11 protein-coding genes and 1 pseudogene are annotated in these 15,017 nt (G+C 59.9%); all 12 read left to right on the forward strand.

What is annotated here, in order from left to right; genetic code table 11:
- Positions 1 to 23: 23 nt before the first annotated feature.
- The 12 genes and pseudogenes from mtnA to AB4N42_RS11900 all read left to right on the forward strand — a co-directional run bounded on the left by mtnA (position 24) and on the right by AB4N42_RS11900 (position 14,927).
- Positions 24 to 1,100, forward strand: coding sequence for an S-methyl-5-thioribose-1-phosphate isomerase (gene mtnA / locus AB4N42_RS11845; protein WP_030141019.1), 1,077 nt, complete (start codon positions 24 to 26; stop codon positions 1,098 to 1,100).
- 423 nt (positions 1,101 to 1,523) lie between these two features.
- Complete coding sequence (gyrA, locus tag AB4N42_RS11850; protein ID WP_030141018.1) at positions 1,524 to 4,196, forward strand: DNA gyrase subunit A; 2,673 nt, start codon at positions 1,524 to 1,526, stop codon at positions 4,194 to 4,196.
- Between the two features lie 282 nt (positions 4,197 to 4,478).
- On the forward strand, positions 4,479 to 5,564 hold the full coding sequence (serC, locus tag AB4N42_RS11855) for a 3-phosphoserine/phosphohydroxythreonine transaminase (protein ID WP_030141017.1): 1,086 nt from the start codon (positions 4,479 to 4,481) through the stop codon (positions 5,562 to 5,564).
- The gene (gene pheA / locus AB4N42_RS11860) at positions 5,564 to 6,658 is read left to right on the forward strand and encodes a prephenate dehydratase (protein WP_003199233.1); all 1,095 of its coding nucleotides are present in this window, start codon (positions 5,564 to 5,566) and stop codon (positions 6,656 to 6,658) included. The genes serC and pheA overlap by 1 nt, the downstream gene beginning before the upstream one ends.
- 13 nt (positions 6,659 to 6,671) lie before the next feature.
- Positions 6,672 to 7,785: pseudogene (gene hisC, locus AB4N42_RS11865) on the forward strand (histidinol-phosphate transaminase).
- A gap of 28 nt (positions 7,786 to 7,813) precedes the next feature.
- A complete protein-coding gene (locus tag AB4N42_RS11870; RefSeq protein ID WP_236010372.1) occupies positions 7,814 to 10,021 on the forward strand; it encodes a bifunctional prephenate dehydrogenase/3-phosphoshikimate 1-carboxyvinyltransferase in 2,208 nt (735 codons plus the stop codon).
- Complete coding sequence (gene cmk, locus AB4N42_RS11875; RefSeq protein ID WP_030141014.1) at positions 10,018 to 10,707, forward strand: (d)CMP kinase; 690 nt, start codon at positions 10,018 to 10,020, stop codon at positions 10,705 to 10,707. The genes AB4N42_RS11870 and cmk overlap by 4 nt, the downstream gene beginning before the upstream one ends.
- A gap of 120 nt (positions 10,708 to 10,827) precedes the next feature.
- Positions 10,828 to 12,519, forward strand: a complete 1,692-nt coding sequence (gene rpsA / locus AB4N42_RS11880; protein ID WP_030141013.1) for a 30S ribosomal protein S1 — start codon at positions 10,828 to 10,830, stop codon at positions 12,517 to 12,519.
- A gap of 202 nt (positions 12,520 to 12,721) precedes the next feature.
- Complete coding sequence (locus tag AB4N42_RS11885; RefSeq protein ID WP_460116225.1) at positions 12,722 to 13,000, forward strand: hypothetical protein; 279 nt, start codon at positions 12,722 to 12,724, stop codon at positions 12,998 to 13,000.
- Between the two features lie 144 nt (positions 13,001 to 13,144).
- Positions 13,145 to 13,441, forward strand: coding sequence for an integration host factor subunit beta (gene ihfB / locus AB4N42_RS11890; RefSeq protein ID WP_030141011.1), 297 nt, complete (start codon positions 13,145 to 13,147; stop codon positions 13,439 to 13,441).
- 26 nt (positions 13,442 to 13,467) lie between these two features.
- A complete protein-coding gene (locus AB4N42_RS11895; RefSeq protein WP_460116226.1) occupies positions 13,468 to 13,692 on the forward strand; it encodes a lipopolysaccharide assembly protein LapA domain-containing protein in 225 nt (74 codons plus the stop codon).
- A gap of 185 nt (positions 13,693 to 13,877) precedes the next feature.
- On the forward strand, positions 13,878 to 14,927 hold the full coding sequence (locus AB4N42_RS11900) for an LPS O-antigen chain length determinant protein WzzB (RefSeq protein ID WP_460116227.1): 1,050 nt from the start codon (positions 13,878 to 13,880) through the stop codon (positions 14,925 to 14,927).
- Positions 14,928 to 15,017 lie beyond the last annotated feature (90 nt).

Genomic DNA, 15,017 nt, shown 5'->3' on the forward strand with positions numbered 1-15,017 from the left:
TGTTCATGAGTGCGGGGTGAAGGATGCGCGATCGACTGTTGGCTGCGGAGAAGGTGAAGGCCATCGATTGGCGCGATGGCGCTCTTTATCTGCTGGATCAGCGTGTTTTGCCGTTCGAGGAAAACTGGATCGGCTACACCAGCGCGGCCGGCGTGGCCGAGGCCATCCGTTCGATGGTGGTGCGCGGTGCGCCGGCGATCGGCATCAGTGCCGCCTATGGCGTGGTGCTGGCGGCGCGGGCGCGGTTGGCCGAGGGTGGTGACTGGCAAGATGCGCTGGAAGCGGATTTTGCCTTGCTGGCCGATTCCCGGCCGACGGCGGTCAATCTGTTCTGGGCGCTGGACCGCATGCGCGACCGCTTGGCGCGTCTCAAGGAACAGGCCGACCCGCTGGCGGCCCTTGAGGCTGAGGCCATCGCGATCCACGAAAGCGACCGCGAGGCCAACCTGACCATGGCCCAGCTCGGTGTTGACCTGATTCGCAAGCACCAGGGCAACGCCCAGGCCATCCTGACCCATTGCAACACCGGCGCCCTGGCCACCGGTGGCTTCGGTACCGCCCTTGGGGTGATTCGCGGGGCGTTCATCGAGGGGATGGTCGAGCGCGTCTATGCCGATGAAACCCGTCCGTGGCTGCAAGGTTCTCGCCTGACCGCGTGGGAACTCGCCAACGAAGGCATTCCGGTGACACTCAACGCCGACTCCGCTGCCGCCCACATCATGAAGACCAAGGGCGTGACCTGGGTGATCGTCGGCGCCGACCGCATCACCGCCAATGGCGACGTGGCGAACAAGATCGGCACTTATCAACTGGCGGTCTGTGCCATGCACCACGGCGTGCGCTTCATGGTGGTGGCACCGAGCTCGACCATCGACATGAACCTGGCCAGTGGCGATGACATTCCGATCGAAGAGCGTGATGGGCGTGAGCTGCTGGAAGTCGGCGGCAAGCGGGTCGGGGCGGATGCCGATGCCTTCAATCCAGTGTTCGACGTGACTCCGGCGGACCTGATCGATGCGATCGTGACGGAGAAGGGCATCGTCGAGCGGCCGGATGCGGCGAAGATGGCGCAATTGATGTGTCGCAAGCGGTTGCATTGAGGGCGATTGTCGCCTGAACAATCGCCTTCGCAAGCAGGCTCGCTCCCACATTGGATGGCATGCGGCCCCCTTGTGGGAGCGAGCCTGCTCGCGAAGAGGCCCTGACGGGCAGCAAACACCTGGCATTTGCCCTCCGTTTCTCCATTCCCAGCGCCTCTGAGCCCCTCTCGTCCCATTCCAGCCTGTCATCGGTCAACTAACTACACACCATGCGCATCTGGGGGATAGGTGCGTGGCGGCTCTTGTGATAACATCCGGCGGTTTCCAAGGCCGCCTCGCGAGGTGGCCTTTACTGCGCAGATCCATGGCATAACTCGTTGATTTGTCGTAAGTCGCTGCATGGCATTTGTTCTGCAGCGGCGAGCTTCGTTCGTCCCATCTGGACGTGACGAGGTTTCACCAGAAAAAGGAATCAGGCTTCTCATGGGCGAACTGGCCAAAGAAATCCTCCCGGTCAATATCGAAGACGAGCTGAAACAGTCCTACCTCGACTACGCAATGAGCGTAATCGTCGGGCGGGCGCTGCCGGATGCGCGCGATGGCTTGAAGCCCGTGCACCGCCGCGTGCTGTTCGCGATGAGCGAGCTGGGCAACGACTTCAACAAGCCTTACAAGAAGTCCGCCCGTGTCGTCGGCGACGTGATCGGTAAGTATCACCCCCACGGCGACACTGCCGTGTACGACACCATCGTTCGTATGGCGCAGCCATTCTCCCTGCGCTACCTGCTGGTAGACGGCCAGGGCAACTTCGGTTCGGTGGACGGCGACAACGCCGCGGCCATGCGATACACCGAAGTGCGCATGACCAAGCTGGCCCACGAACTGCTGGCCGACCTGCACAAGGAAACCGTGGACTGGGTGCCGAACTACGACGGCACCGAAATGATCCCGGCGGTCATGCCGACCCGTATTCCCAACCTGCTCGTCAACGGCTCCAGCGGTATCGCCGTGGGCATGGCGACCAATATCCCGCCACACAACCTCGGTGAAGTCATCGACGGTTGCCTGGCCCTCATCGACAATCCCGAGCTGACCGTCGATGAGCTGATGCAGTACATCCCCGGTCCGGACTTCCCGACCGCCGCGATCATCAACGGTCGCGCCGGCATCATCGAGGCCTATCGCACCGGTCGCGGTCGCATCTACATGCGCGCCCGCTCGACCGTCGAAGACATCGACAAGGTGGGCGGCCGCCAGCAGATCGTCATCACCGAGCTGCCGTACCAGCTGAACAAGGCCCGCCTGATCGAGAAGATCGCCGAGCTGGTAAAAGAGAAGAAGCTCGAAGGCATCACCGAGCTGCGTGACGAGTCCGACAAGGACGGCATGCGCGTCGTGATCGAGCTGCGCCGTGGCGAAGTGCCTGAGGTGATCCTCAACAACCTCTACGCCCAGACCCAGTTGCAAAGCGTGTTCGGCATCAACATCGTCGCGTTGATCGACGGCCGTCCGCGGATACTGAACCTCAAGGACCTGCTGGAAGCCTTCGTCCGTCACCGCCGCGAAGTCGTGACCCGTCGTACCGTATTCGAGCTGCGCAAGGCCCGCGAGCGGGGTCATATCCTTGAAGGCCAAGCCGTTGCCCTGTCGAACATCGACCCGGTCATCGCCCTGATCAAGGCCTCGCCAACCCCGTCGGAAGCCAAGGAAGCGCTGGTCAGCACGCCTTGGGAATCCAGCGCGGTGGTGGCGATGGTCGAACGCGCCGGCGCCGATTCGTGCCGTCCGGAAAACCTCGATCCGCAATACGGCCTGCGCGAAGGCAAGTACTTCCTGTCCCCGGAGCAGGCGCAAGCCATCCTGGAACTGCGCCTGCACCGCTTGACCGGCCTGGAGCACGAAAAGCTGCTGGCGGAGTACCAGGAAATCCTCAACCAGATCGGCGAGCTGATCCGCATCCTCAACAGCGCCACGCGCCTGATGGAAGTGATCCGCGAAGAACTGGAAGTGATCCGCGCCGAATACGGCGACGTGCGCCGCACCGAGATCCTCGATGCGCGCCTGGACCTGACCCTGGGCGACATGATCCCGGAAGAAGAGCGCGTGGTGACCATTTCCCACGGCGGCTACGCCAAGACCCAGCCGCTGGCCGCCTACCAGGCCCAGCGTCGCGGTGGCAAAGGCAAGTCGGCGACCGGCGTCAAGGACGAGGACTACATCGCCCACCTGCTGGTCGCCAACAGCCATACCACGCTGCTGCTGTTCTCCAGCAAGGGCAAGGTGTACTGGCTGAAGACCTACGAGATCCCCGAAGCATCCCGTGCCGCCCGCGGTCGTCCGCTGGTCAACCTGTTGCCGCTGGATGATGGTGAATACATCACCACCATGCTGCCGGTGGAGGAATACACCGAAGGTCACTACATCTTCATGGCAACCGCTAACGGCACCGTGAAGAAGACCCCGCTGGAATCCTTCAGCCGCCAGCGCAGCGTCGGCCTGATCGCCCTGGAACTGGACGAAGGCGACGTGCTGATTTCCGCCGCCATCACTGACGGCGAGCGCGAAGTCATGCTGTTCTCCGATGGCGGTAAGGTCACGCGCTTCAAGGAATCCGACGTTCGCGCCATGGGCCGTACCGCCCGCGGTGTGCGCGGCATGCGCCTGCCGGAAGGGCAGAAGCTGATTTCCATGCTGATCCCGGAAGAAGGCAGCCAGATCCTCACTGCTTCCGAGCGTGGCTACGGCAAGCGTACCGCCATCAGCGAGTTCCCCGAGTACAAGCGTGGGGGCCAGGGCGTGATCGCCATGGTCAGCAACGAGCGTAACGGCCGCCTGGTCGGTGCCGTCCAGGTGCTCGATGGCGAGGAGATCATGTTGATCTCCGACCAGGGCACGCTGGTACGTACGCGGGTCGACGAAGTGTCCAGCCTGGGTCGTAACACCCAGGGCGTGACGCTGATCAAGCTCGCCAAAGACGAAAAACTGGTCGGGCTCGAGCGCGTCCAGGAGCCGTCGGAAGTCGAAGGCGAGGAGCTGGAAGGGGAAGAAGGCGAAGAAGGTGTAGCGTTCGATGGCACCCTCGGTGCCGATGTCGACGACACCGTCGGCGATCAACCACTCGACGCTGCCGCAGACGAAGAAGAACCGCAGGACTAAGCGGACACACAGGGGGCGGATGAAGATTCGCCCCCTTGTTGTTTGTTCCGTTTGAAAATTTGCGACACTGCACATTCCCCTCTGGGGTGATGCTGCTCCCCTGAGGTTTCATACCTTGAGTGAACGGCCCCCCTGTGGGAGCGAGCTTGCTCGCGATGACGGACTGGCATTCAACATCAATGTTGACTGTTGTGCCGCTATCGCGAGCAAGCTCGCTCCCACAGTGGAGTTGTGTGTAGATCAAAAGATTTAAGTGACCACCAGATCAGAGCGAGATTGGATGTGAGCAAGAGAGCCTATAACTTCTGTGCCGGCCCGGCGGCGCTTCCTGAGGCGGTCCTGAAGCGCGCCCAGGGTGAACTTCTCGACTGGCACGGCAAGGGCCTGTCGGTCATGGAAATGAGCCATCGCAGCGATGAGTTCGTGTCCATCGCCACCAAGGCCGAGCAGGACCTGCGTGATCTGCTGAACATCCCGTCCAACTATAAAGTGCTGTTCCTGCAGGGCGGCGCCAGCCAGCAGTTCGCCCAGATCCCGTTGAACCTGCTGCCGGAAAACGGCAAGGCCGACTACATCGACACCGGCATCTGGTCGCAGAAAGCCATCGAAGAAGCGTCGCGCTACGGTCACGTCAACGTGGCGGCTACCGCCAAGCCCTACGACTATTTCGCCATTCCTGGCCAGAACGAATGGAACCTGTCCAACGACGCTGCCTACGTTCACTACGCGCCTAACGAAACCATCGGTGGCCTGGAATTCAACTGGATCCCGGAAACCGGCGACGTGCCATTGGTGGCCGACATGTCTTCGGACATTCTGTCGCGCCCGGTGGACATCTCCCGTTTCGGCATGATCTACGCCGGCGCCCAGAAGAACATCGGCCCGAGCGGGATCTTGGTCGCGATCATCCGCGAAGACCTGCTCGGCCGCGCCCGCTCCCTGTGCCCGACCATGCTCAACTACAAGGTCGCGGCCGATAACGGCTCGATGTACAACACCCCGCCGACCCTGGCCTGGTACCTGTCGGGCCTGGTGTTCGAGTGGCTGAAAGAGCAGGGCGGTGTCGAAGCCATCGGCAAGCTCAACGAAGTGAAGCAGCGCACGCTGTATGACTTCATCGACGCCAGCGGCCTCTACAGCAACCCGATCAACAAGTCCGACCGCTCGTGGATGAACGTCCCGTTCCGCCTGGCCGACGACCGTCTCGACAAGCCGTTCCTGGCTGGCGCCGACGAGCGCGGCCTGCTGAACCTCAAGGGCCACCGTTCGGTCGGTGGCATGCGCGCCTCCATCTACAACGCCGTGGACATCAACGCCGTCAATGCGCTGGTCGCCTACATGGCAGAGTTCGAGAAGGAACACGGCTGATGTCTGAGCAAGAACTCAAGGCGCTGCGCCTGCGCATCGATGCCCTGGACGAAAAAGTCCTGGAACTGATCAGCGAGCGCGCGCGCTGCGCCCAGGAAGTCGCCCGGGTGAAGATGGCTTCCCTGGCCGAAGGCGAAGTCCCGGTGTTCTATCGCCCCGAGCGTGAAGCGCAGGTGCTCAAGCGTGTCATGGAGCGCAACAAGGGGCCGCTGGGCAACGAAGAGATGGCGCGTTTGTTCCGCGAGATCATGTCTTCGTGCCTGGCCCTCGAGCAGCCGCTGAAAGTCGCCTACCTGGGACCGGAAGGCACGTTCACCCAGGCGGCCGCCATGAAGCACTTCGGTCATGCCGTGATCAGCAAACCGATGGCGGCCATCGATGAAGTGTTCCGTGAAGTAGCCGCCGGCGCGGTGAATTTCGGCGTGGTGCCGGTGGAGAACTCCACCGAAGGCGCGGTCAACCACACGCTGGACAGCTTCCTCGAGCACGACATGGTGATCTGCGGCGAAGTCGAGCTGCGCATCCACCATCACCTGCTGGTGGGCGAGAACACCAAGACCGACAGCATCAGCCGGATCTACTCCCACGCCCAGTCCCTGGCCCAGTGCCGCAAGTGGCTGGACGCCCATTACCCGAATGTCGAGCGCGTGGCGGTATCGAGCAACGCCGAAGCGGCCAAGCGGGTCAAGGGTGAGTGGAACTCGGCGGCCATCGCCGGTGACATGGCGGCGGGCCTCTACGGCTTGACGCGCCTGGCCGAAAAAATCGAGGACCGTCCGGACAACTCCACGCGGTTCCTGATGATCGGCAGCCAGGAAGTACCGCCAACCGGCGACGACAAGACCTCGATCATCGTCTCCATGAGCAACAAGCCCGGCGCGCTTCATGAACTGTTGGTGCCGTTCCACGACAACGGTATCGATCTGACACGCATCGAGACCCGTCCGTCGCGCAGCGGTAAATGGACCTACGTGTTCTTCATCGATTTCGTCGGCCACCACCGCGATCCGCTGGTAAAAGGTGTGCTGGAGAAAATCAGTCAGGAAGCAGTGGCACTCAAGGTGCTGGGTTCCTACCCCAAGGCAGTTCTTTAAGGGCGGATAGCTAATGAGTGGCAACTTCCTCGCACTGGCTCAGCCAGGCGTGCAACAACTCTCGCCTTACGTTCCGGGCAAGCCCGTGGACGAACTGGCCCGCGAGCTGGACCTGGACCCGGCCAGCATCGTCAAGTTGGCGAGCAACGAAAACCCGTTGGGCGCGAGCCCCAAGGCGCTCGCGGCAATCCGCGACGAACTGGCCGAGCTGACCCGTTACCCGGATGGCAATGGTTTCGCATTGAAGAGCCTGCTGGCCGAGCGCTGCGGCGTCGAGCTGAACCAAGTGACGCTGGGTAACGGTTCCAACGACATTCTCGAACTGGTTGCCCGTGCGTATTTGGCGCCAGGCCTCAACGCGGTGTTCAGCGAGCACGCGTTCGCGGTCTACCCGATTGCCACCCAGGCCGTCGGCGCCGATGCTCATGTGGTTCCGGCCAAGGATTGGGGGCATGACCTGCCGGCCATGTTGGCCGCCATCGATGCCAACACGCGCGTGGTCTTCATCGCCAACCCGAACAACCCGACCGGCACCTGGTTCGACGCCCAGGCCCTGGACGATTTCCTGCAAGACGTGCCCGAGCACGTGCTGGTGGTATTGGACGAGGCCTACATCGAATACGCCGAAGGCAGCGATTTGCCTGACGGTCTGGATTTCCTGGCTGCCTACCCGAACCTGCTGGTGTCGCGCACCTTCTCCAAGGCCTATGGCCTGGCGTCGCTGCGGGTTGGCTACGGCCTGTCCACCGCCGTGGTGGCCGATGTGCTGAACCGCGTGCGCCAACCGTTCAACGTCAACAGCTTCGCCCTGGCGGCCGCTTGCGCCGCATTGCAGGATGAAGCCTACCTGGCGGAAAGCCGTCGCTTGAACGAAACCGGCATGCAACAGTTGGAAGCCGGCTTACGTGAGTTGGGCCTGGGCTGGATTCCTTCCAAGGGCAACTTCATTTGTGTAGATGTGGGTTGCGTCGCGGCGCCGGTCTATCAAGGGCTGCTGCGCGAAGGCGTGATCGTCCGTCCGGTAGCGAATTACGGCATGCCCAATCACCTGCGGGTCACCGTTGGCCTGCCGCGCGGAAAACAGCCGTTTCCTGGAGGCGTTGAGCAAGGTCCTGGCTCGTGGTTGATGTCACCTCGCTGCAACCTGCGGCACCTATGATCGGTCGCCTGGTGGTGGTCGGTCTCGGGTTGATTGGTGGCTCGTTCGCCAAGGGCCTGCGTGAAAGCGGGCTGTGCCGGGAAGTCGTCGGGGTCGACCTTGATCCGCAATCGCGCAAGCTTGCTGTAGAGCTCGGCGTGGTCGATCGCTGTGAAGACGACTTGCTGCTCGCTTGCCAGGGGGCGGACGTTATCCAGCTGGCGGTGCCGATCCTGGCCATGGAGAAACTGCTGGCCCGATTGGCTGGGATGGATCTCGGGCAAGCGATTCTCACTGATGTGGGTAGCGCCAAGGGCAACGTGGTGCGGGCGGCGACCGAGGCGTTTGGCGGCATGCCAGCGCGTTTCGTGCCCGGGCATCCGATCGCCGGCTCCGAGCAGAGCGGGGTGGAAGCTTCCAACGCCGAGCTGTTCCGTCGCCATAAAGTCATTCTGACGCCGTTGGACCAGACGGATCCGGCGGCGCTGGCGGTGGTGGATCGCCTGTGGCGCGAGCTGGGTGCGGATGTCGAGCACATGCAAGTCGAGCGACACGACGAAGTATTGGCCGCCACCAGCCATTTGCCGCACCTGCTGGCGTTCGGTCTGGTGGATTCATTGGCCAAACGCAATGAAAATCTTGAGATCTTCCGTTACGCTGCCGGCGGTTTCCGCGATTTCACGAGAATCGCGGGTAGCGACCCGGTCATGTGGCACGACATCTTCCTCGCCAACCGCGAAGCTGTCCTGCGCACACTCGATACATTTCGCAGCGATCTCGACGCCTTGCGCGACGCGGTCGATGCAGGGGACGGGCACCAATTGCTGGGCGTTTTCACACGCGCCAGGGTGGCCCGCGAGCATTTCAGTAAAATCCTGGCCCGTCGGGCCTATGTGGACGCTATGAACTCCAACGATCTGATTTTCCTGGCACAACCTGGTGGCTCCCTCAGTGGGCGGATTCGTGTACCGGGCGATAAATCGATTTCCCACCGCTCGATCATGCTCGGCTCCCTGGCCGAAGGCGTGACCGAGGTGGAAGGTTTCCTCGAGGGCGAAGATGCCCTGGCAACGCTGCAAGCGTTCCGCGACATGGGCGTGGTCATCGAAGGCCCGCACCACGGCCGCGTGACGATTCATGGTGTCGGTCTGCACGGCCTCAAGCCTGCGCCGGGCCCGATCTACCTGGGCAACTCCGGCACCTCGATGCGCCTGCTGTCCGGCCTGTTGGCCGCCCAGGACTTCGACAGCACCCTGACCGGTGATGCCTCGCTGTCCAAGCGTCCAATGAACCGTGTCGCCAACCCGTTGCGGGAAATGGGCGCGGTGATCGAGACCGCGGCTGAAGGTCGCCCGCCGATGACCATTCGTGGTGGCAACAAGCTCAAGGGCCTGACCTACACCATGCCGATGGCCAGCGCCCAGGTGAAATCCTGCCTGCTGCTGGCGGGGCTCTACGCCGAAGGCAAGACCACCGTCACCGAGCCGGCCCCGACCCGCGACCACACCGAACGCATGCTGCGCGGCTTCGGCTACCCGGTCACGGTTGACGGCGCCACGGCGTCCGTTGAATCCGGCAACAAACTGACGGCGACCCACATCGAAGTGCCGGGCGATATCTCCTCGTCGGCATTCTTCCTGGTGGCGGCCTCGATCGCCGAGGGCTCCGACCTGGTGCTCGAGCACGTCGGCATCAACCCGACCCGTACCGGCGTCATCGACATCCTGCGCCTGATGGGCGCCGACATCACCCTGGAAAACCAGCGTGAAGTGGGCGGCGAGCCGGTTGCGGACTTGCGCGTGCGAGCGGCTAAACTCAAGGGTATCGAGATTCCGGAAGCGCTGGTTCCCCTGGCTATCGACGAATTCCCGGTGCTGTTCGTCGCGGCTGCATGCGCAGAAGGCCGCACCGTGCTGACCGGCGCCGAAGAGCTGCGGGTCAAGGAATCCGATCGTATCCAGGTGATGGCGGACGGCCTGCTGGCGCTCGGCGTCAAGTGCGAACCGACGCCGGACGGTATCATCATCGACGGCGGCCAGATTGGCGGTGGCGAAGTCCATGGGCACGGCGACCACCGTATCGCCATGGCGTTCAGCGTTGCGTCCCTGCGCGCCAGCGCGCCGATCCGCATCCATGATTGCGCCAACGTCGCCACGTCGTTCCCGAATTTCCTGGCGCTGTGCGCGCAGGTTGGTATTCGAGTAGCACAAGAGGCACAGTCGTGAACATCAAGGCACCGGTCATCACCATCGATGGCCCAAGCGGATCGGGCAAGGGCACCATCGCCGGCATGCTGGCCAAGCAACTGGGCTGGAATCTGCTCGATTCCGGTGCCCTGTATCGCTTGCTGGCCTTCGCAGCCGCCAACCATGGCGTCGACCTGACCAACGAAGAGCTGCTCAAGGCCCTGGCCGCGCATCTGGACGTGCAATTCATCGCCGCCACCGATGGCCAGTTGCAGCGAATCATCCTCGAAGGTGACGAAGTCAGTGATGTCATTCGCACCGAAAGCGTCGGCGCCGGGGCTTCCCAGGTCGCCGCGTTGCCGGCGGTGCGCGAGGCATTGCTCCAGCGCCAACGGGCATTCCAGGAACCGCCGGGGTTGGTGGCCGATGGCCGGGACATGGGCACGGTGGTGTTCACCGATGCACCGCTGAAGATTTTCCTCACCGCCAGCGCGGAGGAGCGGGCTCGTCGCCGATATTTGCAGTTGAAGGGCAAAGGCGAGGATGTTAGTCTGTCGAGTCTGCTAGATGAGATCCGTGCACGCGACGAGCGTGATACCCAGCGCGCAGTGGCCCCGCTAAAGCCGGCGGCCGATGCGATACAGCTGGATTCCACGGAGTTGTCCATCGACCAGGTGTTGCAACGCATCATGAGCGAGATCGCGCTTCGCGATATCGCCGGGTGACCAGGAAGCTCCGCAGGGGACCAGTCATAGTCCTGCGGTGCTTCTTATATATGAAACTAACCCACATCGTCTGGGGTGTGGAGATGGGCGTTTACTTCGCCCTAATCAACAGGAATTAAAATGAGCGAAAGCTTTGCGGAACTCTTTGAAGAAAGCTTGAAAACCCTGAACCTTCAGGCAGGCTCCATCATCACCGGCGTTATCGTTGATATCGATTACCAGGCTCGCTGGGTAACCGTTCACGCTGGTCTGAAGTCTGAAGCGCTGATCCCGCTTGAGCAGTTCTACAACGACGCTGGCGAACTGAACATCAACGTTGGTGACGAAGTTCACGTAGCGTTGGATTCGGTTGAAGATGGCTTCGGTGAAACCAAGCTGTCCCGTGAAAAAGCCAAGCGTGCTGAATGCTGGATCGTTCTGGAAGCGGCCTTCGCAGCTGAGGAAGTGGTCAAGGGCGTTATCAACGGTAAGGTTAAAGGCGGCTTCACTGTCGACGTTAACGGCATCCGTGCGTTCCTGCCAGGTTCCCTGGTTGACGTCCGTCCAGTGCGCGACACCACGCACCTGGAAGGCAAAGAGCTGGAATTCAAGGTCATCAAGCTGGACCAGAAGCGCAACAACGTTGTCGTTTCCCGTCGCAGTGTCCTGGAAGCCGAGAACTCCGCCGAGCGTGAAGCTCTGCTGGAATCGCTGCAGGAAGGCCAGCAGGTCAAGGGTATCGTCAAGAACCTCACCGATTACGGCGCATTCGTCGATCTGGGTGGCGTCGATGGCCTGCTGCACATCACCGACATGGCCTGGAAGCGTATCAAGCATCCTTCGGAAATCGTCAACGTTGGCGACGAGATCGATGTCAAGGTTCTGAAGTACGATCGCGAGCGCAATCGTGTTTCCCTGGGCCTCAAGCAACTGGGTGAAGATCCATGGGTCGCTATCAAAGCCCGTTACCCAGAAGGCACTCGCGTCACCGCTCGTGTTACCAACCTGACTGACTACGGCTGCTTCGCTGAGCTGGAAGAAGGCGTTGAAGGCCTGGTACACGTTTCCGAAATGGACTGGACCAACAAGAACATCCACCCTTCGAAAGTCGTACAAGTCGGCGACGAAGTGGAAGTCATGGTCCTGGACATCGACGAAGAGCGTCGTCGTATCTCCCTCGGCATCAAGCAGTGCAAGTCCAACCCATGGGAAGACTTCTCTGGCCAGTTCAACAAGGGCGATAAAATCTCCGGCACCATCAAGTCGATCACCGATTTCGGTATCTTCATTGGTCTGGACGGCGGCATCGACGGCCTGGTTCACCTGTCCGACATCTCCTGGAACGAAGTGGGCGAAGAAGCCGTACGCCGCTTCAAGAAGGGCGACGAGCTGGACACCGTTATCCTGTCGGTTGACCCTGAGCGCGAGCGCATCTCCCTGGGTATCAAGCAACTGGAAAGCGATCCGTTCTCCGAGTACGTTCAAGAGAACGACAAAGGCGCAATCGTTAAGGGCATCGTGAAAGAAGTTGACGCCAAAGGCGCCATCATCACCCTGGCCGACGATATCGAAGCGACTCTGAAAGCCTCCGAAATCAGCCGTGACCGCGTTGAAGACGCGCGCAACGTCCTGAAAGAAGGCGAAGAAGTAGAAGCCAAGATCATCAGCGTTGACCGCAAGAGCCGCGTAATCCAGCTCTCCATCAAGTCGAAAGACGATGCTGAAGAGAAAGAAGCAATCCAGAGCCTGCGCGACAAGCCAGCCACTGACATTGCTGCTGGTCCTACCACTCTGGGCGACCTGCTGCGTGCACAGATGGAAAAACAGAACTGAGTTCTGTCAGACCATAGAAAAAGGGCGACTTCGGTCGCCCTTTTTTGTGCCTGCGATTTCTCGGGCTTATCTCGATCGAACAAGGAGTGGTCATGATCATTCGGGGCGCGGCGAAACCAACCGCTTCATCAGGCTGTCTCTGTTATGAAACATAATCAAAAACATCCGAGGCAGGAGCCTGTCTCTTATTGAAAGGATCTGAATGAACAAGCTCTTTTTGGTAGCCATTATGCTGACGTTGGCGGGGTGCGTGACGAGCACCAAGACCCACGCGGTACGTGGTGTAAGCGGCATCGAGATCGACTGTTCGGGATTGGGTTCCGGCTGGGAGAAGTGCTACAAGCGCGCCGCCAGGGAGTGCAAGGATCAAGGCTACAAGGTAATAACCCGATCGGATGATGCCAAGGACCAGGATCAATATCCTTTCGGCTTCAATCCGGCAGGTTACGTGACAAGAAAGATGCTGGTCATGTGTCGCTAGTTGAAGGATTCTGTGCGTTTGCACCGAAAAGGGGCGATCAGCATGCGTGGCAGATATGTCAATAGTTGGGCTGTTCAAATTCCTCCGGGCATGCTAAAACCTTTGAAGCGATTTTCCTAGCTGCTTGAAAAAGAAGGGAAAAACATGACGAAGTCGGAGTTGATCGAACGGATTGTCACCCATCAAGGGCTGCTCTCGTCCAAGGATGTGGAGCTGGCCATCAAGACCATGCTCGAACAAATGTCCCAATGCCTGGCCACCGGAGATCGTATCGAAATCCGTGGGTTCGGCAGCTTTTCCCTGCATTACCGCGCCCCGCGGGTGGGTCGCAACCCAAAAACCGGCCAATCGGTCAGCCTCGATGGAAAATTTGTACCTCACTTCAAGCCGGGCAAGGAGCTGCGAGACCGGGTGAATGAGGATGAGGATGACGACGTCTGAAACGGCCCCCAGAAAAAGAGGTCCCCATGCGGAACTTTAGGCGCCTGGCGCTTGTCGTACTTGCGGTGCTCGTGGCTTCGGCTATCGTACTGTTCGTGCTTGAAAACGATCAGCCTGTCGCATTGTTGTTTCTCGGATGGTCGGCACCGCAACTTCCTGTTTCGGTTTTTGTCTTGCTAGCGCTTCTCTGTGGAATGATGATTGGCCCCCTTTTGGCGTGGATCGCCGGGAGAGGTAGGCGGCTGAAATAATGGAATGTGAACCCTGTAGTCTTGGAGTAAGGATCGCTGCCGCAAATTTCTGACTTTGGGTATGCTGCATTTGTTTAATTTAAATAAAAACACCGCCGTGTCCGCCGGGGACTTGCCCGTCTTACCTTTTAATGCGTCCAGTGTGTCCGCAAGCGTAAAGCTAAAAAAAGGAAGCGAGGCTATCCATGCAAGATAATCGTATTGCAGTGCGCGACGAAGATGAAATCGACCTGATCGCCCTCGCACGTGGGCTTTGGGCTCAAAAGTGGTTGATCATCGCCATAACTCTTTTGGTTACTGCTGGTGCCGCTGCTTACGCGTTTCTCAGCAAACCTGTCTATGAAGCAAAGCTTTTTATTATGCCGCCGACTCAGAATGGGATCGCTGAGTTGAACTATGGGCGTGGGAAAAGTACCGAGCTGGAAACGTATTCCATCAAACATGTTTACGAAGTGTTTGCTCGTAACTTACAAGGCGAATCCCTTCGCCAGACCTTCTTTAACGAAATCTATCTCCCCTCGCTCGATGAGTCCCAGCGAAAGGGCGCTCTCGATCGCCTGTATGACCGGTTCTCGCGAGAGCTGGTGGTCAAGGGGCCAGGCAAGGATACCCCTGATCGTTTCTCGGTCACGGTTCAAAGCGGTGATCCGGTAAAGGCAACCGAATGGGCCAAGGCCTACGTAGCACGGGCAAGTCAGGCGGCCGAGTCAGAGCTGATCAAGAACGTCACGGCTGAGGCTTCCGTGAGAGCTCGTAATCTGGAGCAGCGGATTACCAGCTTACGGGAGACTGCGCAGCGGGTGCGTGAGGATCGGATTCAACAGCTGCGGGAAGCGCTGAGAATCGCTGAGGCGATTGGTTTGACTACACCAACGGTTAATTCTTCTGCTGCGGTAGATATTACTGTTGATGCCGGTAGCAAGATGGATTACCAGCGCGGCAGTAAAGCATTGGCTGCTGAAATTCAGACGTTGGAATCCAGGGCGTCGGATGATGCCTTTATATCGGATCTGCGGACGTTGCAGATGCGGTATAGCTTTTATCGTAAGTTGAATATTGATGCTGAGTTGATTTCGGTTTATCGGCAGGATGGTAGTGTTGAGGTTCCGGAGAGTCCGATTAAGCCGAGGAAGGGGTTGATTTTGGTGTTGGGCTTCGTTGCGGGTCTGATGATTGGCGGTTTTTTTGCTTTGGTCAGATATGTTGTAATTCGTGATAAAGGTGTCCAGCTTTAACGTGGCTGCGGTTCATTTTTATTTCTGAATCCCAGGTGCTATCTCATGTGTATTAACCTGTTTGGTGTTTTGGCCTGACAGGTTTTTTAA

Source organism: Pseudomonas sp. H2_D02 (assembly GCF_054677635.1).